Annotated in this window: 24 protein-coding genes and 1 pseudogene; 16 read left to right on the top strand and 9 right to left on the bottom strand. The window is 41.1% G+C overall.

Going from position 1 to position 26,290, the window contains the following annotated elements; translation table 11 throughout:
* Positions 1–65 precede the first annotated feature (65 nt).
* The gene (locus tag Q4567_RS13245) at positions 66–977 is read right to left on the bottom strand and encodes a LysR family transcriptional regulator (RefSeq protein ID WP_303475045.1); all 912 of its coding nucleotides are present in this window, start codon (positions 975–977) and stop codon (positions 66–68) included.
* Positions 978–1,077: 100 nt separating this feature from the next.
* On the opposite strand from Q4567_RS13245, the gene Q4567_RS13240 reads away from it, so the two are divergent.
* The 7 genes from Q4567_RS13240 to Q4567_RS13210 all read left to right on the top strand — a co-directional run bounded on the left by Q4567_RS13240 (position 1,078) and on the right by Q4567_RS13210 (position 10,442).
* Entirely contained in the window at positions 1,078–1,524 is a 447-nt protein-coding gene (locus tag Q4567_RS13240; RefSeq protein WP_303500699.1) for a VOC family protein, read from the top strand.
* Positions 1,511–2,104: a glutathione S-transferase family protein gene (locus Q4567_RS13235; RefSeq protein WP_303500698.1), complete on the top strand. Its 594-nt coding sequence runs from the start codon at positions 1,511–1,513 to the stop codon at positions 2,102–2,104. The genes Q4567_RS13240 and Q4567_RS13235 overlap by 14 nt, the downstream gene beginning before the upstream one ends.
* 428 nt (positions 2,105–2,532) lie before the next feature.
* Positions 2,533–3,561 (top strand): alpha/beta hydrolase, encoded by a 1,029-nt coding sequence (locus tag Q4567_RS13230; protein ID WP_303500697.1) that lies wholly within the window; start codon positions 2,533–2,535, stop codon positions 3,559–3,561.
* Positions 3,562–3,635: 74 nt separating this feature from the next.
* Entirely contained in the window at positions 3,636–6,278 is a 2,643-nt protein-coding gene (locus Q4567_RS13225; RefSeq protein ID WP_303500696.1) for a TonB-dependent siderophore receptor, read from the top strand.
* Between the two features lie 68 nt (positions 6,279–6,346).
* The gene (locus Q4567_RS13220; protein WP_303500695.1) at positions 6,347–7,504 is read left to right on the top strand and encodes an iron-containing alcohol dehydrogenase; all 1,158 of its coding nucleotides are present in this window, start codon (positions 6,347–6,349) and stop codon (positions 7,502–7,504) included.
* A gap of 30 nt (positions 7,505–7,534) precedes the next feature.
* Entirely contained in the window at positions 7,535–8,890 is a 1,356-nt protein-coding gene (locus tag Q4567_RS13215) for an MFS transporter (protein ID WP_303500694.1), read from the top strand.
* 94 nt (positions 8,891–8,984) lie between these two features.
* A complete protein-coding gene (locus tag Q4567_RS13210) occupies positions 8,985–10,442 on the top strand; it encodes an NAD-dependent succinate-semialdehyde dehydrogenase (protein ID WP_303500693.1) in 1,458 nt (485 codons plus the stop codon).
* A gap of 42 nt (positions 10,443–10,484) precedes the next feature.
* On the opposite strand, the gene Q4567_RS13205 is transcribed toward Q4567_RS13210, so the two are convergent.
* From Q4567_RS13205 to Q4567_RS13190, 4 genes are all read right to left on the bottom strand, one after another.
* Entirely contained in the window at positions 10,485–11,426 is a 942-nt protein-coding gene (locus Q4567_RS13205) for a LysR substrate-binding domain-containing protein (protein ID WP_216048643.1), read from the bottom strand.
* Positions 11,427–11,681: 255 nt separating this feature from the next.
* Complete coding sequence (locus Q4567_RS13200) at positions 11,682–13,028, bottom strand: hypothetical protein (protein WP_303500691.1); 1,347 nt, start codon at positions 13,026–13,028, stop codon at positions 11,682–11,684.
* 234 nt (positions 13,029–13,262) lie between these two features.
* Positions 13,263–13,850 carry a peptide-methionine (S)-S-oxide reductase MsrA gene (gene msrA / locus Q4567_RS13195; protein WP_303500690.1) on the bottom strand — a complete coding sequence of 196 codons (588 nt, stop codon included), beginning with the start codon at positions 13,848–13,850 and terminating at the stop codon, positions 13,263–13,265.
* Positions 13,851–14,101: 251 nt separating this feature from the next.
* A complete protein-coding gene (locus Q4567_RS13190) occupies positions 14,102–14,728 on the bottom strand; it encodes a LysE family translocator (RefSeq protein ID WP_216048641.1) in 627 nt (208 codons plus the stop codon).
* Between the two features lie 265 nt (positions 14,729–14,993).
* Here Q4567_RS13190 and Q4567_RS13185 point away from each other — a divergent pair, with 265 nt between their 5' ends.
* The 3 genes from Q4567_RS13185 to Q4567_RS13175 are packed head-to-tail and all read left to right on the top strand — an operon-like array spanning position 14,994 to position 17,104.
* A complete protein-coding gene (locus Q4567_RS13185) occupies positions 14,994–15,860 on the top strand; it encodes a YHYH protein (protein WP_216048640.1) in 867 nt (288 codons plus the stop codon).
* Entirely contained in the window at positions 15,847–16,485 is a 639-nt protein-coding gene (locus tag Q4567_RS13180) for a toxin-antitoxin system YwqK family antitoxin (protein WP_303500688.1), read from the top strand. The genes Q4567_RS13185 and Q4567_RS13180 overlap by 14 nt, the downstream gene beginning before the upstream one ends.
* Positions 16,433–17,104, top strand: coding sequence for an SCO family protein (locus Q4567_RS13175; protein ID WP_216048639.1), 672 nt, complete (start codon positions 16,433–16,435; stop codon positions 17,102–17,104). Before Q4567_RS13180 ends, Q4567_RS13175 begins: the two co-directional genes overlap by 53 nt.
* 55 nt (positions 17,105–17,159) lie before the next feature.
* On the opposite strand, the gene Q4567_RS13170 is transcribed toward Q4567_RS13175, so the two are convergent.
* Both Q4567_RS13170 and Q4567_RS13165 read right to left on the bottom strand, forming a co-directional pair.
* Positions 17,160–17,627, bottom strand: coding sequence for a hypothetical protein (locus tag Q4567_RS13170; protein WP_303500687.1), 468 nt, complete (start codon positions 17,625–17,627; stop codon positions 17,160–17,162).
* 40 nt (positions 17,628–17,667) lie between these two features.
* Positions 17,668–17,919 carry a YdcH family protein gene (locus tag Q4567_RS13165; RefSeq protein WP_303500686.1) on the bottom strand — a complete coding sequence of 84 codons (252 nt, stop codon included), beginning with the start codon at positions 17,917–17,919 and terminating at the stop codon, positions 17,668–17,670.
* Positions 17,920–18,279: 360 nt separating this feature from the next.
* On the opposite strand from Q4567_RS13165, the gene Q4567_RS13160 reads away from it, so the two are divergent.
* Positions 18,280–18,471 (top strand): hypothetical protein, encoded by a 192-nt coding sequence (locus Q4567_RS13160; protein WP_303475067.1) that lies wholly within the window; start codon positions 18,280–18,282, stop codon positions 18,469–18,471.
* A gap of 175 nt (positions 18,472–18,646) precedes the next feature.
* Here the strand turns inward: Q4567_RS13160 and Q4567_RS13155 are convergent, their stop codons facing one another.
* On the bottom strand, positions 18,647–19,081 hold the full coding sequence (locus tag Q4567_RS13155) for a hypothetical protein (protein WP_303500684.1): 435 nt from the start codon (positions 19,079–19,081) through the stop codon (positions 18,647–18,649).
* A 212-nt stretch (positions 19,082–19,293) separates the two neighbouring features.
* Here Q4567_RS13155 and Q4567_RS13150 point away from each other — a divergent pair, with 212 nt between their 5' ends.
* The gene (locus Q4567_RS13150; protein ID WP_303500682.1) at positions 19,294–19,986 is read left to right on the top strand and encodes a DUF6090 family protein; all 693 of its coding nucleotides are present in this window, start codon (positions 19,294–19,296) and stop codon (positions 19,984–19,986) included.
* Positions 19,987–20,280: 294 nt separating this feature from the next.
* On the opposite strand, the gene Q4567_RS13145 is transcribed toward Q4567_RS13150, so the two are convergent.
* Positions 20,281–21,234, bottom strand: a complete 954-nt coding sequence (locus Q4567_RS13145) for a transposase (RefSeq protein WP_303500680.1) — start codon at positions 21,232–21,234, stop codon at positions 20,281–20,283.
* A gap of 196 nt (positions 21,235–21,430) precedes the next feature.
* Here Q4567_RS13145 and Q4567_RS13140 point away from each other — a divergent pair, with 196 nt between their 5' ends.
* From Q4567_RS13140 to Q4567_RS13125, 4 genes and pseudogenes are all read left to right on the top strand, one after another.
* Positions 21,431–22,519 (top strand): hypothetical protein, encoded by a 1,089-nt coding sequence (locus Q4567_RS13140; RefSeq protein WP_303500679.1) that lies wholly within the window; start codon positions 21,431–21,433, stop codon positions 22,517–22,519.
* Positions 22,520–22,546: 27 nt separating this feature from the next.
* Complete coding sequence (locus Q4567_RS13135) at positions 22,547–24,331, top strand: hypothetical protein (protein ID WP_303500677.1); 1,785 nt, start codon at positions 22,547–22,549, stop codon at positions 24,329–24,331.
* A 521-nt stretch (positions 24,332–24,852) separates the two neighbouring features.
* On the top strand, positions 24,853–25,221 hold the full coding sequence (locus tag Q4567_RS13130) for a hypothetical protein (RefSeq protein WP_303500675.1): 369 nt from the start codon (positions 24,853–24,855) through the stop codon (positions 25,219–25,221).
* A gap of 299 nt (positions 25,222–25,520) precedes the next feature.
* A pseudogene (locus tag Q4567_RS13125) lies at positions 25,521–26,290 on the top strand (hypothetical protein); the annotation flags it as partial.

Genomic DNA, 26,290 nt, shown 5'->3' with positions numbered 1-26,290 from the left:
TTAAATTGAAAAATGAAGCGAATAGAGTTTTACCTGTAAGGGTAGAAAATGTAATGGTCTTTCATTTAAGAACAAAGCGCCTGAACACGATCTTTTAGTTTGGGAGCTGCGAAATTAAGGAAGCTTTTCATTTTTTGCGGCATGTATTTTCTGGTTTTATGGAGTAAATGCACAGGCACAGATTCTGGTTCGAATTCAGGCAAGACGATTTTTAGAGTACCTGCTTGCACCCCCTGCATCACTTGGTAATGAAGTTGCTGTGTCGCCCCCACTTTATTTATTGCCGCATACACGGCTGATTCACTGTCGGTAACCGTTAAACGAGAGGCAATATTCATACTTACGGGGGAAGTAGACTTAGCAAGTCGAAAACTCCAATGGGGAATTGTCATATTCGTTTTTAACGTCACACAAGGAAAACCAGCTAAATCCTCTGGGGAAGCTAACGGCGGATACTCCTCTAACAGGCTAGGGTTGACGCAAGTAACGATACGCATCTTTCCGACTGGTGTTGCGATTAAGGAACTATCCGGTAACTTACCAATGCGAATCGCCATATCCACCTCATCTTCAAACAAATTGACATTTCCATCAGCCAACACAAGTTGCACATTTATATTGGCATACAAAGATAAAAACTCCGTCACTATTGGCAAAACATATAAGCGACCAAACATGACCGGAGCCGTAATCACTAAATCCCCTTTAGGCTCTGAATACTCGCCTTTTAAATCACTTTCAGCTTCTTCTACTTGTTCCAGAATGCGTTTACAAGCCTTGATATATTCAAGCCCAGACTCAGTGAATGACAGTTTTCGCGTGGTTCGATGTATCAGGCGAACATCCAGTTGAGCCTCTAGTTCCGATATTTTCCGGCTTAATGTTGGTAAAGGCACATTCAACTCTTTGCTCGCTTTGGAGAAGTTGCCCGCTTCCAAGACTTTTATCAACATTGACATCGCTTCTAATCGATCCATTATTATTTCACTTTATGAAAATATCTTTACCAAATTTACCGTATTATCTTTTAAATCACAAAGTGTCATAGTTTAAGTTTAAACACAGAAGGACAAAAAAATGAGCTTTGTGCTTCCTATCAATCCTCAGGCAGCCCTTGCTTATGATCATGTTGGAATTAGGGTTAGCAACAGACAAACTGCAATCCATTTTTATGAACGCCTTGGATTTAAAGAAACCTATCGGATCCCAGAAGGTGAAGCCAATGAAATGGTCACCTCCGCTGGCGTCAGAATTAATCTGATATTTAACGGCGCAAAATCAAAAGAGCAAAAGAATGTCTTATTAGACGAACCAATTAAACGACCCGGTGTTACCCATCCAGCATTCATTATTAACGACATGAGTGAATTCCAAGCATGGTTAGCAAAAGAGGGAATTATGATTACTGAAGGACCGAAAAGACTAGGACCACGGAGAATATCACTGTTTATTCGCGATCCAGATGGAAACGTTCTTGAATTTAATCAATTACTACCTGAGGAAGGAAACAATGAAACTATATGATTTAGAACTTTCAGGAAACTGTTACAAAGTAAGGTTATTTGCTTCATTAGCAGAGATACCTCTGACCATAGTTCCTGTGGATTTTATGCAAGGTGAACATAAGGAAAAACACATACTTGACTTAAATCCATGGGGGGAAATTCCAATTTTAGAGGATGGCAAAGTGGTTCTGCGAGATGCCCAAGCCATACTAGTCTATTTAGCCAGTAAATTTGGCGGTGAGGCATGGTGGCCAAGTGAACCCCACCTAAAAGCGGATGTGATGCAGTGGCTGTCAGTTGCGGCAAATGAAATTCAACACGGCCCCAACACTGCAAGACTCATTGAGAAATTCAACATACAAAGTGATATAGCCCTGTGCGCGCAGCGCTCCGAGCGAATTCTAGAGTTAATCAATAACCACCTTTTAAACAATGACTGGTTGGCGGCGGGTCGACCAACAATAGCAGACTGTGCTGTATACCCCTATGTGTCCCTCGCCCATGAGGGAAATATCACAATGATTAAGTACACCAATATCACCGCATGGATGGATCGAATAGAACAGTTACCAGGTTACATTTCAATGCCTGGGAACTAGGGTGATAATCACCTTAAGACGTAACAAAATTAGCGTGCCATTCACGATTAAATACCACAGCAAAGGTAAACCTGCGTTTATCTTTGCTAATTTGTTTTTATCGGCTTTCTACAGACCCTAGCCATCCATTTAATTTAACTGGCTTTGCTGGGTATTTTATTCAACAAGCATTAAGAATAATCCCTCTATTTGTTATTGGCCTTGTCACTTACCACAAAATAAATCAAACAATTTATTTACCTAAACTAGCTTGCAACCATACAAAAACATAATATAACCCACTGTTTCAAATGCACTTTTCATCACTGTTGAGTATATGTCAACAGGGTGTTTCATATATGTTACTTGAGCGCGCAATTTTTAAGATGTAAAAACTACCACTTCCAAAAAACAAAAAAATAACAAAAAAATAACAGTGGCTAGGAATAATGTTGTCAAAAGATGCAAATAAACAAATAGGTCAGACTGAAAAAGAAACATTTTTTGGAAGTCAAAATACGGCAAAAGAAAATGTCTCAGACAAAGCCGAACCATCAAGTACTGGTCTTGATGACCATGCTCAAGAAGTGCTTAACTATATTCATTCTTTACCTCCAGCATACGAATTCGAACCTAAATATGTTAGGCAATTTCGGAAGAATCCCTACGAACATGAGGATGTTACCGATATCACCAGAGAAGATATAAGCATTCCGTGTGCAAACCATGAATTAGAAGCGCGAGTTTATAGGCCAGCCTCCTCACATGAAAATCTGTACCCTACACTTATTTATTTTCATGGGGGAGGTTTTGTCCTTGGTGACATTCATTCTTATGACAAATTCCTTGCACAACTATGTGTGCAATCAAATGTTGTGATTATTTCCGTTGCCTATCGACTCGCTCCAGAAACGGTCTTTCCTGGAGCCATTGAAGACACCCAAGAATCTACAGATTGGATTGTGGAAAATGCACTATCTCTAAAGCTTGATTCAACACGCATTGGGTTAGGGGGGGATAGTGCAGGTGCTAATTTAGCTATCGTTTATTGCTTACTCAATAAAAACAAATTTAAACCTTATTTTCAGTTATTAATCTATCCCAGTATTGTCGGTAACAATTCCACTCCAAGTCGAGAGGCATTCTCTAAAGATCTTCTGTTAACTGAAAATTTATTAAAATGGTTTCACCAACATTACATCAGTAAAGAAGATGAAAACGATCCCCGTTTTAACGTATTAAATGCCGAGGAGTTTGCACACCTTCCTCCTGCATTTATTTTAACTTGTGGCTTTGATCCCCTTAGGGATGAAGGGCAAATGTTTGTAGATAAACTCACCGAAAATGGTGTAGCAGTGAAACACTCTTGTTATACCGACATGTTTCATGGGTTTATCAACTTTGGCGTATTGCAACAATCAAAAGACGCTGTCACTGAGTGCGCGATGGTGCTCAATTCAGTGATGTACCAGAGCTAATAGGCCAAAAAATTAGTAAGACGCGTTTTGTTTTAAAACGAATTTTCAGGACACACACTTTCGGGACACAATTTATGAAAACAACTAAAATATTAACTACAAAAAAGTTACTCGCTATTTCTATCACGGCTGCACTAGCTTTCTCAGCAAGTGCTCAACAAAACACAAGTAGTGAAGACGAACCTGAAAAAATTCAAGTTACAGGTTCATACATTAAACGTACCTCAGTGGATGCCGCCGAGCCAGTACAAGTACTAGATTACAATTACATTCAATCTACCGGTGCCACCACGGTTTCAGAGCTGATCGGAAAATTAGCGATTTCTTCTGGTGCTGAAAACCAAGCTGACTCTTTTTCACAAGCCGCTAGCCAAGGAACAGGTAATGTGAATTTACGCGGCTTAGGCTTAAGTTCAACATTGGTGCTCATCAATGGTCGTCGTCAAACAATTTCAGGGGCACTGACCAATGATGGCAGTGTATTTGTGGATACCAGTCATATTCCTATTGATGCTATTGAGCAAGTTGAAGTGTTAAAAGAAGGTGCCGCTTCTACTTATGGTTCGGATGCCATTGCCGGTGTAGTTAACTTTATATTACGTAAAGATTTTGAAGGGTTTGAAATTAACGCTTCAATCAGCAAAGCCGACGATAGTAGTCAAAAAGACACTGACATAGGCTTTTTATGGGGAGCTGAATTTGACAACACCTCGATTGTAGTATCGGGTCATTACTTAGACAGAACACCGCTAACCATTGCTGATAGACCTGAGTTGGGTGATGTAGCATTTAGCTCTTTGGGTAATTCATTCTTACTTTTGGCTGATGCTGAGGTAGCCGATGGACCCTACGCTGGGAGCTATGGTGCCTATGAAAACGTACCTGACCCCACCTGCTTAGATGATACCTTAGGCATGATCATTCCCCAAGCATATGGTTCACGCTGCGGTTTTAACTATGGGCCTTTATATAACTTAGTGAATACTGAAACCCGTGCACAACTGTATAGCAATATATCTCATGATTTTGACAACGGAATTGCCTTATCTGCGGATCTTAGTTGGAGCTCAAATGAGGTAAAAGATAACCCTCAATCACCCAGTTACCCAGACTTAACGTTTCCATACATTGGTCCTACAGACTCAGGTAACCCATTTGGTGTGGGTGTCGTTTGGTTAGGTCGACCATTAGGAGCTGATTATGAACCCGCTTTATCACCCCGTGAAAATGATACCTTCCGCACCTCGTTAAGTTTAGTAGGTGACTTTGATAATGGTTGGAGTTGGGACACAGCATTAACTTACAGTAAAAATAACTATAAGCAGTATCAGCAAGACCAATTGAAATCAAGACTAGTAGCAGCATTAGCAGGGGTTGGTGGTCCGAATAACGATGAGCTGTTTAACCCTTTTGATCGCTCTAGCCTTAGCCAATCAGTTATCGATGACTTTACCTATATGACAGAATCAGAGAAAACCACCGATTTGTTGGTACTCGATGCGGTTGTTAGCGGTGATTTATATGAAGTTTCAGCCGGAACAATTGGTTTTGCGGCTGGTATTCAAGCGCGAACTGAAAGCTTTAAAGTTGAAACCGATGATGTCAATGAAATCAAATTTGATGACCAAGGCAACCCTATCCCAGTTGATTTAATCTTTCTACAAGGTTTGTCAGAAGTTGATGCTGATAAAAACACCTTTGCCCTGTTTGCTGAAAGTGTTATCCCTGTTACAGAAGACATTGAAATAAAAGCGGCACTGCGTTACGAAAAATTAGAAAATGATTCAAGTGTCGATCCGAAAATAGCCGTTCGCTGGCAAATATCTGATCAATGGATTATGCGCGCATCTGCAAGTACCGCCTTTAGAGACGCATCGTTATCACAGAAAAATGCTTCTTCGGCAGTTATTACCAGTATTACCGATTACAATGATGACGGTACCGCAAAATCCAGTGCCTTTGTTGGTGTTATCGCTACTGGTAACGAGGATTTAAAGCCTGAAGAATCTGACAACTACAATATAGGTTTGATTTTTAAACCAACTGATAACTTGGATTTTAAAGTAGACTTCTGGCGTGTTGATTATACCAATTTGATCACTGTTGAAAATGCTCAGGGGAAGTTGATTGATGATCCAAATGGTGTAGATATTATTCGTACTGATGCTGGTTTCTTATCTTCTGTCAAAGTTAACTACTTCAATTCATCGTCGGTAAGTGTTGAAGGTATTGACTTCGAATCGACATGGACTTTATCAGATCAGTTTAATATTAGTTTAAATGCATCGCATTTTAATTCGTACGAACTGACTAAAGATAACGGTGAAGTAGTTGAAGCGGCTGGCTCATTTAATATTGATAACTTTGCTCGCTCAATGCCTGAAACCAAAGGATCTGTAAACTTTAATTGGTTGGGTGAAAGCCAAAGAGCTTCAATAAATGTTAACTATGTTTCAAGCTATGACACTGGAGTAGATGTGTCTGCTTTACCAAACGAAAGTTCAACAGTAGACGCATTTACAACTGTAGATATGCAATATTCGGCTAATTTTTATATTACCGATGACAGTGAAGCTATATTAACCTTAGGTGTTAAAAACCTACTCAATGAAATGCCACCACGTGCTTATATTGCTGAAGGCAGCTTAAGTTATGATCCTAAACAACATAACCCACTAGGCCGTGTACTCTATGCGAAAGTGAAATTAGCATTCTAAATTCGATCCCATGGTTGCAGAAATCAAAGAGGGGGCTTCCCCCTCTTTCCAACAATAAGTTAAAAAATATGTCATTTGTTTTCAATACCACCAAATCAATTGTTAATGCACCTAACGCTGCATCCGAGATAGCTGAATATTGTTACAAGCTCAACATTAAAAATGTCTTGCTAGTGACAGATCCAGGTATTGTCAGCCTTGGGCTACATCAAAAAATAACGACCAGTTTACAAGACAACGCAATAAACTTTGTGGTGTTCAGTGAGGTCGAGGTAGATCCTCCAACAGAAGTCATTGAAAACGCAATATCATTTGCCAGAAACAACAATATCGATGGCGTAATTGGTCTAGGTGGAGGTAGCTCATTAGATACGGCAAAATTAATCGCGGCACTTACTGATTCTAAGCAATCCCTAAACGACGTCTTTGGTATCGACAAACTTGAAAACTCAAGACTGCCATTAATTCAAATTCCAACCACTGCTGGCACAGGATCTGAAGTGACGCCAATTTCTATTGTCACCACAGGTGAAGCAATGAAAATGGGAATAGTGTCGAGTGTACTACTACCCGATATAGCGCTGCTGGATGCCACTCTGACAATCAAACTCCCTCCGCATATCACTGCTGCCACAGGCATCGATGCCATGGTGCATGCCATTGAAGCGTACACCAGTAAGATTAAGAAAAACATTTATTCAGATATGCTCGCGCTGCAAGCCTTAACGTTGATGTCGAAAAATATTCAAACTGCTGTGCATCAAGGAGAGAATTTAGCTGCACGCTCTAATATGATGCTAGGTGCAACTTTGGCTGGTCAGGCATTTGCCAATGCGCCCGTAGCCGCTGTTCATGCTCTGGCTTATCCATTAGGTGGTCATTACCATATTCCCCACGGTTTGAGTAATTCGCTGGTATTGCCCCACGTACTGAAGTTTAATATGCCGGCTGCAGCGCACTTGTATGCTGAGTTAGCCGAAGCCATCATTCCTGATACCTGCTCCACGCTTGGTTCAGATACCGAAAAAGCAGAAGCCTTTATCCAACATTTAGAATACCTAATTACAGATATAGGACTTCCCACTCGCTTGGAGAGTGTGGCGGTTACCCAAGACTCTTTAGTCACACTGGCCAAAGATGCAATGAAACAAGAACGCTTATTGATTAATAACCCCAGACCGATGAACGAAGCAGATATTCTAGCCATTTATCAAGCCGCTTATTAGTTCCTTCTAATTGTTAGATGAGATAGTGAAATGACTGAAAAAACACTGAGCAAAGTAGAATCAAGTGCAATACTAAGCGAATCTCCGAAGCAGAGTATTTATGCTGCCTATTTAATTTTTATTTTATTATTAGCCTATACATTTTCGTTTATCGATAGACAAATTTTAAGCTTATTAGTTGAACCTATGAAGCGCGATTTGGACATAAGCGATACGCAAATGAGTTTGTTACAAGGCTTGTCGTTTGCTTTATTTTATACCCTCATGGGGCTCCCTTTAGGGCGGCTGGCTGATAGTAAAAGTCGCAGAGGCATAATTGCTTGGTCCATTTTCATCTGGAGTTTAATGACCGCAGCCTGTGGTTTAGCAAAAAGTTATTGGTCGTTGTTTTTTGCACGCATGGGAGTAGGTGTTGGTGAAGCCGGACTATCTCCAGCAGCGTATTCACTTATCGCCGATAGCGTACCGAAAAAACACTTAGCCAAAGCCATTGGAGTTTACACCATGGGTATCTATCTTGGTGGTGGTATGGCGTTAATTGTTGGCGGCATGGTTATCCAATGGGCTTCTACATTTTCGTCCATCTCCTTACCGATTATAGGTGAAGTTTATGCATGGCAAGCGGTATTTTTAGCCGTCGGTCTGCCAGGGCTGCTGCTAGTACCCTTTCTGTTTACCCTAAAAGAACCTGCACGAAGTGAAAAACAAGAAAAGGCGGTACCAGTAGCCGAAGTTGTTCAGTTTTTTAAAAATAATAAAAAGACAATTTTATTACATAATTTTGGCGCAGCCCTAGCTTCGGTTGCCGGTTATGGTGCGTTGGCTTGGGTACCAAGCTACTTAATTCGCGTACATGGAATGGATAGTGGTGAGGTGGGCCTAGCATTTGGGTTAATCGTTTTAATTTGTGGTGCTGGCGGTGTCATTGCTGGCGGAATAGCCGCTGATAGACGTTTCAGAAAAGGCCAAACCGATGCCAAAATGCGAGTGGCAATGTGGGCGATGATCATCGGCATCATTCCAACCTTAATCTATCCCCTTATTTCTGATCTCACCGTGGTTCTGCTCATCCTGGCAATTTCAACGTTTTTCGCAAACTTCATGATGGGATTAGGGCCTGCAGCAATTCAAGAAGTTGTTCCGAGTAATATGCGAGGACAATTTAGTGCTTTGTATCTATTCATCGTAAATTTAATCGGCTTAGGGCTAGGTCCAACATTGGTTGCTTTATCTACAGATTACATTTTCGGTTCACCGGAGATGGTGGGATATTCGTTGTTGTTAGTCTCATTTTTTGCCATGGCAGGCTCAGCTCTATTGCTAGGAAAATGTTTACCTCATTATCGCGCAACTTTAGTTTCGCTAGAAGAGTCGTCAACTAAGTAACAATCGTCAACCAAATAAACGTTTATTTGTTCATCGCGGTTAACCCATAAAGGTTAATCATCGATGTTCTTTGCCAATATAAAATGGGGTTAAAATGCTATCTCTAAAAGATCCGTTGTTGTTAAAAACACAACTTTTTATTAATGGAGAATGGGTGAAAGGTGACTCAGGAAGCACCTTTCCAATACTCAATCCAGCCACTGGTACAGAAATATGTAAGCTGGCTAGCGGCAATAAAAATGATACCAATATTGCTATACAGGGCGCTCAAAGTGCCATGCAAAAATGGCGTCAAACCACAGCAAAACATAGAGCAAAAATATTGCAAAAGTGGCATGCCCTGATTATAGAAAACATAGACGATTTGGCATCAATTCTTTGTGCAGAGCAAGGAAAGCCCTTAGCAGAAGCCAAAGGCGAGATACTCTATGGCGCTGCTTATATCGAATGGTTTGCAGAGGAAGCCAAACGTATTTACGGCGATGTTATTCCAAGTAATAACGCTAGCCAAAGACTATTAACCATCAAACAAGCCATTGGCGTGGTTGCAGCTATAACTCCTTGGAATTTCCCAAATGCGATGATCACACGCAAAGTAGCACCAGCATTGGCAGCTGGTTGCGCGGTTGTACTGAAGCCAGCAGAAGCCACGCCGTTAAGTGCTCTGGCGCTGGCCGAATTAGCAAAAAGGGCCGGTTTACCCAAAGGGTTACTTTCCATTGTTGTGGGTGCTGATGCCATAGAAATAGGCAAGGCGTTAACGGATAGTTCACTGGTCAGAAAACTATCCTTTACTGGCTCTACTAAGGTAGGAAAGCTGTTAATTAAACAATGTGCCGATACGGTTAAAAAAACCTCAATGGAACTGGGCGGTAATGCTCCTTTTGTGGTGTTCGAAGATGCAGATATTGATAAAGCAGTGCAAGGCGCTATCGCTTCCAAATTTCGCAATGCAGGTCAAACTTGCGTCTGCGCAAACCGGTTTCTTGTGCAAAGGAGTATTTATCAAGAATTTACCGATAAGTTTGTTGCCGAAGCCAAGAAACTAAAAGTGGGAAATGGCAATGATGAGGGTATTACTATCGGGCCATTGATTAATGCTGCGGCGGCACAAAATGTACACGGATTGGTGACAGATGCTGAAAAAAATGGCGCAACTAAGGTACTAGGCGGAGCAGCAACCCACTTGGGTGCTAATTATTATCTGCCAACAATTTTAACCAATGTCACCCCTCAAATGCGCATATTCAAAGAAGAAATTTTTGGCCCTGTTGCCCCTATAATTCCATTTGATACTGAAGAACAGGCCCTTGAATTAGCCAATGCCACTGAAGCAGGATTGGCTTCTTATGTATACACCCAAAATTATGCAAGAATTTGGCGATTTTCTGAAAACTTAGAAAATGGCATAGTCGGTATAAACGAAGGCATTATTTCTTCAGAAGTAGCACCTTTTGGTGGAATAAAACAATCGGGTAACGGTAGAGAAGGTTCTAAATACGGTATCGACGATTACATCGAGATAAAATATCTCTGTATGGGTGGCATATAAATTAGGTTAACGGTAGTTAACCTACCACAACTGCCATTAGCATTAGTCTAAAAAGTCTTTATCCCACTGTTGTTGTGCTTGCTGAGACTCGTTAACTAACCAGTCTCGAAAAATCTTGAGGGTCTGATTATTTTCATAATTTTCAGGGCAAACAAAATAGTAAGACTCTTTTTTCAGCATCATATAATTATGGGCGACCACTAATTTGCCTTCTTTTAAAAGAGGATCAGCTAGTGGTCGATACATGGGGATAATCCCTAAACCATCAACAGCGGCTTGAGTAGCCACAGCAACATTATCTAAGACAATATTTTTTTTATCCGTTTGTAGCGCGGGATAGCGACTCATTGACAACCATTGAGCCCATAACTTCGACAAATGACCATAGTGCAACCAATTGTAGTTAGCTAACGCGGTGATATCTTCAGGATCATGAGATTCGTCGAGCAAAGATGGGGAGCACACAGGTTGCACATATACGTCGATTAGCTTGTCGTAGTGACAACCTTGCCATTGATCTTCTGTTCCAAGACGAATAGCCGCATTCATATTTTCACCAGAAAAATCAATTGAATCTTTACCGGTATCGAAACTGTTGGTAAAAAATGACAAAGTAAGTTCAGGGTGGTGTTGCTCAAGCCTACAAAGCCGACTCATTAACCACGTTGAATTAACAGTAGCCGAGATCCCCAACTTTAGTTTTCGGTTTTCGCTACCATGATGCACTGTATCGGTGGCAACCTTTAAATCTGCAAAAACATTCGATATGGAGTTCGCGTAAATGACTCCTTGCTCAGTCAACTCTAAGCCCACTTTATGGCGTTCAAATAATTTAAATCCGAAATACTCTTCCAAATTTTTAATCTGCCGACTTACTGCAGATCGAGTAATGAAGAGTTCATCGGCGGCTTTGGTAAAACTTAATAAACGAGATGCGGTGAGGAATACCCAAAGAGTGTTTAGCGGTGGCAAACGTTTAGACATAAAAGCCCTTTAAAACCAATTGGTTAGCTTAAAACTGCTATACTTGAACGAGCCTTAGAGGAAAACTCCTCCAAAATTCAATACTACAGGAAGTCACTTTTCAATATATTTGATATGCAAGACAATATATCTTAACCCTATCAGATCAGCAAATTAGCCCAGCTAAATGCTGGTGATAACTTGCGGGGTCCCCCATAAGTCAGCCGTTGAAAACTGCAGGGTCAAAGCCGTTGAAACCTGCAGGGTCAAATCAGTTTATTTCGCGATCATACTAGCGGTTTTGGGGTTACTTAATAACTCTTCAAATACTTGCCAACGTGTATCGACGTTATTTGCAGTGCCTCCATTTGATGTTACATACTCGGCTACCAAGTCTTTGCCAAGATTGTAATTGATAACATAACTGCGATATTTATCGATAAAACGTGTTCTTTGATAAGCTTTTTCTTGGCTATACAGCTGGTATTTTTGCATTATTTCAGCCGCTTCATCTCTTGTGATCATCCCGTTCAAATATTGTCTTGCAGCTTCATTTCCAGCATAAGTTAATTTTCCGATTAGCTCATGTACTTGGTAATACAAATCGGCCTTACTTACATCTAAACCAGCTAAGGGAAACAATACTTCTTTTTCATAGTTAAGTCGTGATTCGCCAGGGAAGGCAACGTCGATCCCGTAATTAGCGCTGCCTTCAGCAATTAAAGACTGGGGCGAAAATAATTGATAAACGGAAAATTCTATCCATTGATTTTCCTTCACCAATTTCTGTTCTAACAAAGCATTGTATACGTGATGTCCTGGGTATCCTTCGTGGGCAGCAAGGTCTATTGCGCGGGTGATATAAATAGGAAAATCAATATTAATTTGAATAAGACTTTGCGCGTTACCTTGATAATAGTTATATCCGCTCCACGCCTTATCGGTAACATATTCCAATACAAAGTTTTCGTTTTCAGGCAGAGAAATTTTAGCTAAGGTGCGTTTGCGCGCCTCTGCAATTGCGGTTTTAAATACTATATCTATCTTATCTTTTGGAATTTCAAATTGGCTGGTAAAATCAACATAGCGTTGCGATAAAGCCCCTTCTCCTGGCAATAAGCCGTTTAGCTGAGCAAGCAGAGCGTCAAAGTATTCAAGCTCAAATTTGGGTGGTGCGGCGTCATATAACAAGTTCGCTTCTTGGTCAAAGCTATACTCTTTCCCAGCTAACATATTTACTTTTGTTTTGATCGCAATTAGCTGTTTTTCTAGCATTTCTCGCCGGGCTTGCTGGTCTGTTGGAATAGCATCGTCTGCCAGCTCTTTAATCTCACGAATTAATATTTCGACAGTTGCGCTTAACTCATCGGCAGGAAAAGCAGCCCCCTGCTCTAAGTCATCCGGCTTGAGCTCCTCTGGTCCGTAATAGGCATCAACAATATCACCGTCAAACTGCCCTACCTGTAATACCAGTTTTACATAGTCTGTGGCGATACTATTTAAATCCCGTTGCACAATCTTACTTTTAACATCTTGATTGGCGACGGCTTGGTTACTTTCAGTGGTAGTATTGCAGCCAAATAAACTGGCGATGAGAACGACCAGAATCGGTGATTTTTTCAATCTATATTCCTTAATATCAGTGAAGGGGTCAGCACAAATTTCAAGGATTTAAAATGCCGACAAGTGCCATTTGATGAATGATAAGGGAAAGTGAACCTAGCCCGCAACCTCGGTGATTTTAAACAACAAACAACGAGTAAAGCAAAACCTTGCCACATAAATAGCTAAGTTTTGCGGTTTCCTGGCGTCTATTGTTTTCACTGCATGACACAAAGGTGGCGATTTTTGTGTTTTTTAATGGCTAGCTTTTTCGCCCCAAATTTCTTCTAAACGCTGATCACGACCACAGTTCCAACGGTATATTTTGTAGCGAACGGGGCTTTTTTTATAAAAATCTTGATGGCCAATCTCTTCGCCTTTAATTGGGTAAAAACGGCTTGCCGCTAATACAGGAGTTACCAGTTTTTGTGCGGGAAATTGAGTCTGTACAGCAGCTTTTGATTTTTCAGCAATCGCTCTCTCTTCATCATTAGCAACAAAAATTGCACTTAAGTAGCTGTGACCTTTATCACAAAATTGTCCTTCAGCATCGAAAGGGTCAATATTAACCCAGTAGTGATCTAAAATTTGCTGATAACTCACCACATTAGCATCATAAGTAATTTTAACCGCTTCATAATGTCCACGATGATTGCCGTTGTATGTGGGATTAGGCGTATCACCACCGGTAAAACCTGATACCACATCAGATACGCCATTTAATTTCTCAAAATCAGACTCCATACACCAAAAACAACCACCCGCTAGGATAGTCTCATCAGCTTGCACATTCGCCGTAAAAATCGACACACTGAATATCAGCGCAGACAAAATAGTTTTCATAAACATCCTTCAAACAACAATCGTAGACCCACCAAAATGTGGCACTCTAAGATAAAGAACAGGAAAGTCGCTTTCTGCTTTCATTAATGTGTGCTGCTAATATTTTGTTTCGGAAAACCAACAAGAATTTTGCACGCCATTATTTATATAAAATCGTTAAACGATGTTTTGGGTATTGCGTTTGCGGGAATTATCAGTTGCTATGGGTTGCATGGGGTAACTTTACCCCATGAGTCGTCGAATGGAACTGATCAACGTTCGCTTAAAACAAGTCTCAATGCGAGCGCGGTAAACACGGTTCCGGCAATTCTATTCATAATCACCTGTGCTTTTGTCGATCCTTTTAACCAATCTCCTAGATAGCCCGCAAACCATGCAATCAAGCTAAAGATAACAAGCGCGGTAATAATAAAAACAGCGCCAAAAACTAACATTTGTAGGGTAACTGAGCCTTTACTGGGATCGGCAAATTGAGGAAGAAAAGCAAGGAAAAATATCGCTACCTTAGGATTGGTAATATTCATAATAATGCCCCGTGAATAGAGCTGCTGCCAAGCTAGCTTTGCGTTTCCTGCTGCTTCTAATCGAGTGGCACCTGCGCGAAAAGCCTGAAAAGCTAGGTAAAGCAAATACACTGCGCCCACGACTTTAAGAATATTGAACGCCAGTTCGGAGGTTTGAAAAATGACAGCGACACCTAGTGATACAGCAGCAGTATGCACTAACAGCCCAGTGCAGAGTCCTAGTGTCACTAAAATCCCTGCTTTACGACCATTCAATGCCGACTGGGTTAAAACAAAGATATTATCCGGTCCAGGTGCAACAGAAAGTGCCGCCGAAGCTGCCAAAAACATGAATAAGGTCTCAATGGGTATCATCTATGTACGCTCTTTGATTGCCTAATGTATAAAAACTCGTTTCTCACCCTTTCAAGATTACCCAGCATACAACGCCCTGTAAACCGGTATAGCCAGAATTCTTATGAGTCAAAATATAGGGATAGTCGAATAAAGTTTGCAGCATTGTGCGCTAAATCTCCTCCAAAAATGCACATTTCCGCGTTTTATTTAATGCTAAATTGCACACGAATTAAACGCATGAATGCGAATAACAAGTAGCTTTGTGAAGAAAAGTGAGTGAATTATGTTTGAAAAAAAATATCGAATAAGAGAACTATGCATTGCCAGTGTTTTGTCATTGTTGGTCGCTTGCGGAGGCAGTTCATCAGATACTGCGCTTGCCCAAGATGATAGTGACACTGATACAGGTTCAGGAACAGATACAGGTTCAGATACCAGCACCTGCGACACTCCGATGACAGAGCTATCCAGCGCTTTTCTTGAATTCGTAGCTGCACCAAATGTTACCGTTGTGCTGTCTGAAGATGGCTGCACAGTCGCGCTTGAATCAGCAGGTAAACCCGACCACACATCGTCCTATTGGGATTCAGGCAACGAAAGTGGTTTATATGTTGAACCTGAAGATGCTGAATTATTTGATCAGCAACGCTCACCGGGTGATATTGAAGATTATATTAACGACTATGATTTAACCGTTCCGGTAAATCCTGAGCTTGCCGCAACTTCGTCTGCCACACCTCTTGGCGCTATTGGTATTGCCATAAGCGGCGCTCCCATATTCAATGATTCAGAAGGTAACGGTGACGTATCTTTAGGAGTTATTCAAGGATTCGACCGCAATGGTGCTCACACAGGGCCCGAAACCTACCATTATCATTTAGAGCCTAGGGCAGTTTCATATGATGATGATTCACTGGTTGGGATTATGGCCGATGGATTTTTTATATTTGGAAGACGCTGCTATTCAACAGCTGGCTACCCAACGGATCTAGATGAGTCCAATGGCCATACGTCGGTCACTCTGTACACTGGCGGATCAGAAGAAGATGCTGAATATCATTATCATGTTTCAACCGAACAATACTTGAACGGTGACTACTATTTAATCTTCCCAGGTAACTTTCAGGGTACACCGAGTGATATCAACTGATAAGCAAAGGTTTTTTTGCTTAGGCCTGCGCTCAATATGTGTACTGGCAGTGCTGATGGTGGGCGCTATAACGGCGGCTACGACATTAGCACCTGTTACGCCGCTTGTTATTGAAAAATCAGAAATTTCGATAAACAGCCAAGGGCAGCGGGTATACCAAGACGAACCCTTTAATGGTGACATGGTGAGTTATCACCCATCGGGAAGTATCGCGACCAGCGACCAATTCGTGAATGGTAGGCGTCAGGGCCATGCAAGGAAATGGTTTGAAAATGGGACTTTAGGTTATGAGTCCCACTATGTTTCAGGTAAACGTGACGGTGACACCAAAACATGGTGGATCAATGGTAATCCACGGTCTCACTTTGTGTATGTCAATGGCAAAGCAGAAGGCACCGCTTGGCGCTGGTATAGGAACGGTGCCAAGTTTAAGAAATTTAACTATCTCGCGGGCAAACCCATAGGGTTACAACAAGCCTGGCGATTAAACGGAAAACTATTTTCCAATTTTGAATACAAAAATGGACGGATTTATGGTCTTAGAAAAGCAAATAACTGTGTTGGGGTTGAAGATGAAGTCGTTTCACCAGATTACTACCAAAATCAAGCAAACAATTCTCTTTAGCGGATTAGTATTAAGTGCGTTTGCTCACGCATCCGATACTTTACCTTACTATAATAGTGAAGAATTTACGCCTATCTGGCTAGAGCCAGATAGTAAAGAGCTTGAAAACTTTCATCAAATTCCGCCGTTTAGTTTTATTGATCAAGATGGCAAAGAAGTAAGCGAAAAAACCTTTGAAAATAAAATCTATGTTGCCGGATTCTTCTTTAGTACTTGCCCAGGAATTTGCCCATCGATTAGATCGAAATTGATTGCGGTTCAAGAAAGGTTCATTGATGATCCTGAAGTGAAAATTCTTCAACACTCTATTAGACCAACCTCTGATTCAGTTGCTTTGTTGAAAGATTATGCGGATACCAATGGCATCGTTAGTGGCAAATGGCATTTAGCCACCGGAGATAGGGACGCGATATATTCACTTGCCAAGTCGGCCTATTTTGCCAGTGAAGATTTGGGTAACATTCAAAACACAGATGATTTTTTACATACCGAAAGTCTGTTATTGATTGATCAAAACCGACATGTTCGTGGCATATACAATGGTCTTAACAAAGCCTCTGTGGCCTATCTAATAGCCGACATTGAAAGCTTAAAAAAGACAAACACTGCAAAACAATAAGACCAACAAAACCTGCGGGATCTGCCCCGCAGGTTTTTGCTATTTTTGAACGAGCTTAGCGATTTACGCTATGACAGTTAGTACAGGCACCAGACACTTTCCCAGCCAAGTAATAACTCGGTTTTTCCAAAGACGCGGCAATGCGTGCATTGTCTACTTTACTTACAAAGTCACGCATATAGTCTTGAAGAAAAGGGTGACTGGCCCCCGCATCTCCTGCGCGCAATCCAGAAGCTATCTTTTCAATATTCTGCAAAGTAGATAATACTTGCTGTTGTTGCTTAGCAAAACCGACACTTTGCGGCTCATGTTGCTGGCTTAGCGCAAACTCTAAAACACGCATTTGTTGTGCGAGGCGATCCATATCTGAACGCAATTTCGACGGTTCAACGTATTTAAAATCTGGCGGGTAAGTGACTTTTCTGAGATTGGTGGCCATCTGACTGGTGCATCCCTGGATGAACATAACGCCAAAAAGCAGAAGGGAAACAGAGAAGAGCAATAAACCTTTGTGCATTTTCATTTTATAGCCGCCTTGTCATTGTCAAAAAGCTTGCTAAAAATTAAAGCGCTTTCTCAGTCTCAGTTATTTGCGCAAACAATTGATCTTTAAGTACCACACGTTGCTTTTTTAACGATTCTAGATATTCGTCTGAGACCGCCTCATTCTGTTCTTCAATGTGATGAATCTGCTTATTGACATCATGATACTCGTCAAACTGTTTAACAAAATGCCGATCATTCATTTTAAGATGACGGATAGTGTGTTTATGCTCTGGAAGATCATGACTAAGCGTATGTTTTTCTACTTGCATGCTGAATTTACCTCATATTTATGGTTTAAATTTGACAATTTCAGTGTACGCCTTAGACAGCCTTATATATTGATCTAGGTCATGTTTAACGGGATAAACTACTGAGTTAATAGCACGTCTAAATTCTTTCAAAACTTTTAGAGGCTCCCTGCTTTTGAAAGTAAAATTTGAATCTACGTTAGTGTCGTCGACTTTCCTAATATTACTGATTCCTACTGAATTTGATCGCAATAATGCAGAAACAGAAAGGCTTTTGACAAAAAACAGGTCTACTCTATCAAGAGTAAAAATGGTCAGAATGATAAGTCACTTACATCTGGCGAATTGGACAGAGTATTACGTTTGGAGTAAGCAAAAATTGTGAACAACACTGAAATTCAAATTGGCTTACCATGTGTTTACGAGCAATTGTGTTTTTGGTCTGGAGTGGGCATTGCTTTTTTGTTTGTAGCCATAATTGTTGCAATCGTTGTCTCTGTTTGGCGGGATAAAATAAAACAGAGAAAAAAGCGCGAAGAGCGACTAAAGCAACGAAAGCGCAAGTTTGATTAACACAGTTTTCTTGTCACTATTACTCTGGTAATTAGGGCGGCAATCCATCGGCTGCAATCAAGGCTGTCATCATGGCTTTTCAGATTCCTGTCACCTTGATATGACACGCCTCTACCTTCTTCAGATATCAGGTAAATCATTAATTAAAAAGACACAGTGCAAATGGCGATATTAGTTAACCATTGATGTAAGAATTACCAAACTCTTGTTTAATCGTATCTAAATAATCCTTCAGTGAATGCTTCTTATAATAGTGGTTCAGCATTGCTGATGGCTTAGCTTTATTATCGCAAAACTCACACTGCACTTTCACTTCGGGTGCGTCGTCTATTGCCTTTTGCAGTCCACTTTCAATACGATGATGCTGTACCTGAAGCTTTTCGGTTGTTTCTGTTATTGTGTAAATATCGGTAACAGGATCCTTTGACATGTATCCGTAGTCAACAAGTGCTCTTCGTAAGTGATCTACCGCATACATCGGCTCAGACAAATATCGACGACTAATTGAACCGACAATTATTTTGTCCAGCTCATGTCTAGTGTATGAGGTTCTATCTAACAACGAGAGAATAAATTCTGATATACGGTTTTTTTTGCTTCTTAATTGCACTGGCTTGCACCTTCATCACGATCAACTTTAAACTTAAAAGTCATATTGACACTGTAAAGACTACACCAAAACTCCGGAAAATTTAGCCTTTCTATAACCCATTAATCTGTTTTCAAGATCATTTTTAAAAGATGGGTGTCTTCTTTATTATTGTATTCTTTATTGCAAAACTACTGTGCTAAGCTTGGCAAACATATCAGGAGGGATTCGATTTGTTATTACGAAGAATTTCACAACACGTCAAAGAACAGAATTGGTTTGCTGTTGCCATCGATTTTTTCATAGTCGTGGCCGGCATCTTGATTGCGTTTCAAATCACCAGTTGGAATGAAGAACGCAAAGACAACAAACGTGAGCAACAAATCATAGAACGGTTACACTCCGACTTTACGATGCTTGAGAAAAATACCGACGAGTATATTGAATTTCTTGAGGTTAACGCACCGATAATAGAAAAGTTCCAGCAACAAATTATCAATTATCCCAAAGGTACGGATTTGGAGCTGATGCAAAGTTTCTTTGAAACGGCATTCAACTTGCCCCCTCCTGAAGGCCATTCAGATACATACCAGCAGCTTATAACCAACGGTGATATGAGCGTTTTAAACAACGAATCTTTACGCGCTGAACTTGTGAACCATGCTTCTTTAACGAACTTATACTTGCACGCAAGCCAAGCTAGTCGTGAGTGGTCAAGGCCATATGTGACGCCGCTTGTACGGCTAGATTCTTTACTTCAAGTTTTACCGATGGATGAGGCTGTATCATCGTCAGGGTCCAGAGCGGATTTAATTATCGCCATTAACCTTTATAAAGATATTTTTGAAGGCCAACTACTATTGCTGAAAGATCATAAAGCAAGCTTTGCTAAAGTTAACGGCATGCTCATCAAGGAAAAAAGCTAAGTCATACTTTAAACATGCATACTTTAAACATAAACAAAGCTTTAAACATGGACAGGCATCTTTTTTACTTTACACCTTTAAACATGGACAGGCACTATTAAGGTATTCGTGATATCGACTTATTATTTTTAGTGTGGCTTAACAAAACGTTTTAACGCGTTCGAATTTTAGGTAAATAGATACGGCAATCATCGATTTCTGGTGACTGAGTATCATTGAGGTGAATTTAGCGCGAGGCTAGGCCTGCCTCTTGTGCAAAAAGATGCCTGAAATGAAAAGTGATTAAGGAGGGCGTTAACCCAATGAACTCGCTTGCCGACGCTTTCGTTTGTAGTGTTTTAAAGTGTCTGCTTGTCCTGCAGCCACACTAAAATGTGTTTCAAAGGTTAAAAACATATCTTGCCAGCTGTGTTCATCGAATCCTAAACGCTGCAATATGGGCGATTCACTCATATCTATTGCCCCTCGTTTGTCAGGATTGATATTGCGCCCTGATAGGTCCACCAATTGTAGATAGTCGACTAAATCAAACGTTAGTCCTGCCGGTTGTGACTGCTTTGGATTGCCAACAAAGAGCATTAACGTAGAGGGCTGATACCCTTTTTTAAAATCATGAATGCGACGTTTTATGCTGGTATGGTGAGATGATTCTGGGGTGGTGGCCATTTTAGCCCGTATGGGATTTAAATCTACATACACCATACATGCAGCTAATGCATGTTCATCCAACAGAGCTTGTGATTTGAACCGCCCTTCCCAAAAATGCCCCGTACAGTTATCTTCTAGGTTTGCTTGTCGGGCGATGGGCTCATTCAATTCTCGCATAAACCAGCTGATATCAATTAATCGACTTCGATAAACCGATAAGGTTGAATTAAGTGTGATGCGTTCAGCCTCACTAAGCTCAGTAGCTTGCTCAGATGTGAACTTTTGTGAAAGCAGCGTGCCCTTGTGAAGCATATGCCAGCGCTGAGCAACCTCTTTATCCGTCCAATGTTTTGCTTTGTCAGAGTTCACATGCAATACCACATGAGTATGATTACTCATCACCGCATACGCACACACGTCAATGGCAAAGACAGTGGTCAAAAATAACAATCTGTCTTCTACCCACTGGCGACGATGCTCATAGCTTTTCCCTGTCAGTTTATCTTCGCCGCACAAAAAAGCCCGTCGAACACAGCGGGATACGCAATGATAATAAGGGGTGTCTGAAAGACTGATTTGGCGCTTCCTTGGTAATGGCATAATTCATTCCTTGAATTAAGAATACTTTAAGCATAGTTGATGTGAGGTTACTCAAGGTCTAGTTTATGGCTGTCCATGTTAATAGGTACTTTTTGTTGAGGTACGCTATTTACTGTAGTACATTTATTGTTCTATTTGGCACATCCTAGATTACTCACATTGATGAGATGCAGTACTGATCTTAAGGAGAAGAACAGTGAAACGAGTATCATTTTACACGAGTTTTATTTCAGTAAGCATCGCGATATTTTTATCTCAAATAGCCTTCGCCTCCCCTAGCAAGCAGAAAGACATGGCAATCGATTGTCAGCAAAGTGATACTGCCCAAAACGGTTACGCTGTTCACAAACGCATTATGGTTTCCACCCACCCGGCTTTTCGCCCTTTGTGTTTACCAATCTATAAAGACACCTTGATAATCGAGGGTGAAGACACTGATGCGTATCTTAGCTTAGTTGGCTACCATCAAAACAAAATTTACTTCGAGCGGGATACAGTAAGTGCAAGTAACGCACAGCCAAACCGCGAGTATGATAATTACCGCAAACGCTCAGATGGGCGAAAAAGACGCTATATAAATGTCACGATACCAAATAATGATGTTTTTTCGAGAATGGTTGTTTATGTATTACCCTGGGCGCTTTTCAACGATGAGTATTATTTGCATTATTTTTGCGGTAATAATTGCAAACCAGGAAAAAAACGCCTGCCCTCGCGATGGGGTGGAAACGGTGCCAATCAATTTGAGCAAAAAAGAACCTTTCAAACGTTCATGAACGAGGCGTTTCCTGCTATCGAAAACGCTTCGCTGCCTGTTGATAGTGCGTACGCGTATATCATTTCTAATGGAAACAGTAGCTATAACTTTGCCACCGGCAAGCTTGAAATATCACTGAGTTTTTATGCTGGCGGTGTGTACAAGCCAAAAGATAAAACCCAACTATTAAAGCATACCGCAATATACGAAAACCCCGCGCTTTACGATAAAAATAACACCTCTTCAGAAACCGGGATAATCAAAATATTGGATCGTGCAACGAGCATTTACGCGATAGAGGTCGATGAGGTACTTGCGGAAAAAATATACATAAACAAAGGTATACGCTGCCTCGCTAAGATAAAAACTCTCGATTGGATATTTGCAGACAGCATTGATTCCACATTGAGGGGTAAAACGTTTATGCCTATTTGGGAGTCGGCAAGTGATCAGATCGACTGTTACTCGAATAATCAATTTAATGAACTTTACTTTTCCTTCAACTGGCGAACAGGAAAGCGTATCTAGCGCACAGTAAACTCTAAGGAATAGACCATGACCCCAATACAACTTCGTAGTATTTTACTGATACTTATCGTTACGATTTACGCAATACCTCACAATGCCCTTAGTAACACCATGAGCGACATGACAAGTTCTGCAAAATCGGCTAACCAATCAGTAAACCTACCGGACAGTTCGGTATTTGCGAAAGGTATCCGTGGCTTTTGGGTAACCAGAATTCAGGCGGATGAAAACTCACAACAAAACATCATCATTAATTTTAATTCCCTTAAAATTCCGCCAACCCCCAATAACCCACCTTTTTTAAGATCCGCTAAATTTGGTACTGTTAGCGCAGTGGTAAATGGAAAGACATGTACCTTTGAGGTAGTAACCGCATTAGAAGACAAAATTCAGATGTCATTTTCGGTATCTCTTTCTCCTTTCTATCGCGTTAATAAAAAAGGGAAAATACGCAATGAGAAACAACTGGAAAGGTGCCGTGCATTAGGGTTAAACACTATTGATTTTTATGCCATAAAGCCAAAACTATTGGGAGGCAGCATTCACTTTGAGAATGGAAATAGTGTAAACGCGTTATTTAAGCCACAAGGTGGCGCAAGATTAAAGTTGAATGGCCAAACAATTATTGCAGAGAATGCGAAGCGATTCGACGTGACACCACCTGCCCCAGCAACAAAAAAATCTAAACAGCATGAAGTAGCTAAAGGTGCGCCAACCCAAACGTTGGAACCACCACACAATGCTCCGCCAGCTAAGCCGTTAGGCAATGCTGGTAAGCAATGGGCCACCGCGGATCACGCTTTTACTCTCAAAAACCTCAACTACAAAACATTTCATTTGCCGGTATATGAGGGTATCCCAGCACTGGTCAGCAACGGACTTCTTTCCACGGGGACAAAAGCAGCGCCATCTTATCAACCCAATTATACTCCATCTAATGTACCTGACTGGCAAGGACGTTTTCGAGCCCTTAGAGATTTTCTAGACATTGCTTCATTTATTGACAAAAACGAACTGGTGAAGTGGTATAAAACTACCCCAAAAGGTGAAAATGGCGGTGCCCCCTCCTATGATGTCGCTCTAGCCAAGCGCCGCGCAGACTGGATGCTAGAAAGGCTAAAAAAAGCGTTTTTAAGTTCTGCAGAGGTTGCACATATACACAAGTACTTCTGCCCCGATATAAATATGAAAAGCGTAGATTTTTCACTTAGCCGTTGTAGCGTATTTAATGGCAATCCGTTTGAGCAAAGACGATTACTGAGGACCTTTTTAGACGAAGCAATACCTGAACTTATGCAGTACGCCGAACCATTGAAACATATCACCCGTGTTGCTGTGCTTAACTGGTCGCTCATGTCTGAATATAGCTTCGACGACAAAGGCTTTCTAGTTCAGCTATTCACTGATTATGGTTTCTATCCCTATGGTGAAATCGTAACCACATCGCCCAGTGATTACAGCCGTAAATTCAAAGAGAAATATGCTGTGTTTGAAACTATGTACATCGGACCCAAAATGGGATTATCAGGAAGAGGGTCCCATGGTGCCTATTTGCCTATGGATGAAGACGAAGCAGAAACGCTTATAAACAAAGCCCAAATTAACAATAAACGCTATGCGTCCTTTATGACTATTGAACTCATTCCAGAAGACCACGAAGCCTACAAACAGCGAATTCTGACTGAAAAAAAACTGACAGCTAGAGAATATCAATATGAATTGGTTTCAAGTCATGTAGTGCTGTTCCTTGCGACGCAAGAAGGCATGTTGCCACTTCATACATTCCCGGCAGATGTGAAACCGATAAAATAAGCTCTGCGCCCTTCTTCAAAGTCGGCTGATTGCTTGGGTTAAGCTACTAAAATTTGGCGTCATATTGGTTTTGTGAAACATCTTTGCCATCAAATATAGGTTTAACTTGGCCATGAGTGCAATTGGTACAGGGAAATATAGAGTGATATATCGGCATCCAACCTTGAAATAGTAAATTTTTTAGTAAGTACGTGGAAACAACTCTTTGTCACAAATTCTTATTCACTGTCGGCTTTTTCGAAATTGTTTTACAAGTACTGCGGCGAACCATCCAAAAAAGAATAAAGCGGGCGCACCTCACCCCTTGTAAAATTAATGCCTTTTTGTCTCAAATTAATGCATTCAGCCATGCCTACTATGGAAATGTTTATTCATATGGCTACTTAAACCAAAACGTAACTCCAGCCTAAAAGCATTTCTTAAAAGCAATGACCGAAAACCTGGGTAAAGTTGACAAGCAGAATATGTCGAACCTCAACTAAGCAAACTTCAACATAGTTAGTTTTCTGAGGGTCTAGTTTGTGGCTGTCTACGTTGATCGTGATTTATGGCTGTCCACGTTGACGGTTCCTCACGTCCCAGTTTATTGGCTGTCTACGTTGATCTCTTCCCTAGGGTCTAGTTTGTGGCTGTCCATGTTACGTTGTGTGTGGCTGTCCATGTTTGTTGATGTTAATGTTGTTGATCCTACGTTGATGGCTGTCCACGTTGATCAATGGCTGTCTACGTTGATCAGATGTAATATCCTTGAGGAGCGAGATATGTACTTTGGCTTCAGTATCGATCAGATTAGCGCCCTTTCAGATACACTAGAAAATCTTAAATACGTATATCTAAAAAGTAAGACACGCTGGTATCGAATAAGGAGTAGCCATCGGTTTGGTAGCTAAACTGCTTACCACTGCGAATCTGTGATATCCATCAATTCCTGATGGCGATAGCCTAAACTTCAAGCCCGGTAAAACCAATACGTTTACATATTGGATACGCTAAATACTGCAATCTCTCATGGCCCACACATCTCCTTTCACCGTGAACTCGGTATAAATACTCAGCGATATTTAACGCCAGTTAACGCTACTTAAAAATCGACGAGCGTAAGTTTCATTGATCAGCGCTGCGCTAACTTATATTCTTCATGGGGATATATTCGCACTGTGTTCACTGAAATATTTAGGGAGAAAAAATCGTGAAAGCTACGTTTAATCAATTTTTGCGCATCTGCGTTGGTGCCTCAGTCGCATTAACACTGACAGCTTGTAGTGATAGTGATGACAGTGATGAATTAATAGAGGGCGTATTTCTAGACAGTGCAGTAGAGGGCTTACAATACACCACGGGAACAACTTCGGGGATCACTGACGACGAAGGTACATTTTTATACAGTGAAGGTGATACAGTTACCTTTTCGATAGGCAATATTCAACTTGGCACGGTGACTGGCGATGCCATTGTTTCTCCCTATTCATTTGCAACCACAAACTCTACGGATATCGCCATTAATATTGCGCGATTTTTACAAACTTTGGATCTCGACGGAGATCCCTCAAATGGTATAGAGATTAGTGAAAACGTGCGCCTAGAAGCTGAGAATTATACCATTAGCTTTGATATTGCTAGCGCAGCCTTTGCCGAAAATAGTGAAGTCACGGCTGCCCTCGCACAACTCGCCAGCCACTTAGAATATAACTACGAACGCATGGTATCCATAGACAATGCCGTTGCGCACTTAGACACCACTCTCACTAGTATTGATGATGAAGCCAATAGCGACGACACGGACACCGGGGATGATACTAGCAGTGACGACAACACGGACACCGGCGATGATTCTGGCAGTGACGACGACACGGACACTGGCGATGATTCTGGCAGTGACGACGACACAGACACTGGCGATGACACTGGCAGTGACGACGACACAGACACTGGCGATGACACTGGCAGTGACGACGACAC

The organism is Aliiglaciecola sp. 2_MG-2023, assembly GCF_030548145.1.
In the GTDB taxonomy this organism is placed as follows: Bacteria; Pseudomonadota; Gammaproteobacteria; order Enterobacterales; family Alteromonadaceae; genus Aliiglaciecola; species Aliiglaciecola lipolytica_A.
The sequence above is the reverse complement of the archived record's forward strand: the minus strand, read 5'-3'. Positions and strand labels throughout refer to the sequence as shown.

Excerpts from the sequence above, each read along its gene's own strand:
- Q4567_RS13245 (WP_303475045.1), bottom strand. The coding sequence starts at position 977 with ATGGATCGATTAGAAGCGATGTCAATGTTGATAAAAGTCTTGGAAGCG.
- Q4567_RS13240 (WP_303500699.1), top strand. The coding sequence starts at position 1,078 with ATGAGCTTTGTGCTTCCTATCAATCCTCAGGCAGCCCTTGCTTATGAT.
- Q4567_RS13235 (WP_303500698.1), top strand. The coding sequence starts at position 1,511 with ATGAAACTATATGATTTAGAACTTTCAGGAAACTGTTACAAAGTAAGG.
- Q4567_RS13230 (WP_303500697.1), top strand. The coding sequence starts at position 2,533 with ATGTTGTCAAAAGATGCAAATAAACAAATAGGTCAGACTGAAAAAGAA.
- Q4567_RS13225 (WP_303500696.1), top strand. The coding sequence starts at position 3,636 with ATGAAAACAACTAAAATATTAACTACAAAAAAGTTACTCGCTATTTCT.
- Q4567_RS13220 (WP_303500695.1), top strand. The coding sequence starts at position 6,347 with ATGTCATTTGTTTTCAATACCACCAAATCAATTGTTAATGCACCTAAC.
- Q4567_RS13215 (WP_303500694.1), top strand. The coding sequence starts at position 7,535 with ATGACTGAAAAAACACTGAGCAAAGTAGAATCAAGTGCAATACTAAGC.
- Q4567_RS13210 (WP_303500693.1), top strand. The coding sequence starts at position 8,985 with ATGCTATCTCTAAAAGATCCGTTGTTGTTAAAAACACAACTTTTTATT.
- Q4567_RS13205 (WP_216048643.1), bottom strand. The coding sequence starts at position 11,426 with ATGTCTAAACGTTTGCCACCGCTAAACACTCTTTGGGTATTCCTCACC.
- msrA (WP_303500690.1), bottom strand. The coding sequence starts at position 13,850 with ATGAAAACTATTTTGTCTGCGCTGATATTCAGTGTGTCGATTTTTACG.
- Q4567_RS13190 (WP_216048641.1), bottom strand. The coding sequence starts at position 14,728 with ATGATACCCATTGAGACCTTATTCATGTTTTTGGCAGCTTCGGCGGCA.
- Q4567_RS13185 (WP_216048640.1), top strand. The coding sequence starts at position 14,994 with ATGTTTGAAAAAAAATATCGAATAAGAGAACTATGCATTGCCAGTGTT.
- Q4567_RS13175 (WP_216048639.1), top strand. The coding sequence starts at position 16,433 with ATGAAGTCGTTTCACCAGATTACTACCAAAATCAAGCAAACAATTCTC.
- Q4567_RS13170 (WP_303500687.1), bottom strand. The coding sequence starts at position 17,627 with ATGAAAATGCACAAAGGTTTATTGCTCTTCTCTGTTTCCCTTCTGCTT.
- Q4567_RS13165 (WP_303500686.1), bottom strand. The coding sequence starts at position 17,919 with ATGCAAGTAGAAAAACATACGCTTAGTCATGATCTTCCAGAGCATAAA.
- Q4567_RS13145 (WP_303500680.1), bottom strand. The coding sequence starts at position 21,234 with ATGCCATTACCAAGGAAGCGCCAAATCAGTCTTTCAGACACCCCTTAT.
- Q4567_RS13135 (WP_303500677.1), top strand. The coding sequence starts at position 22,547 with ATGACCCCAATACAACTTCGTAGTATTTTACTGATACTTATCGTTACG.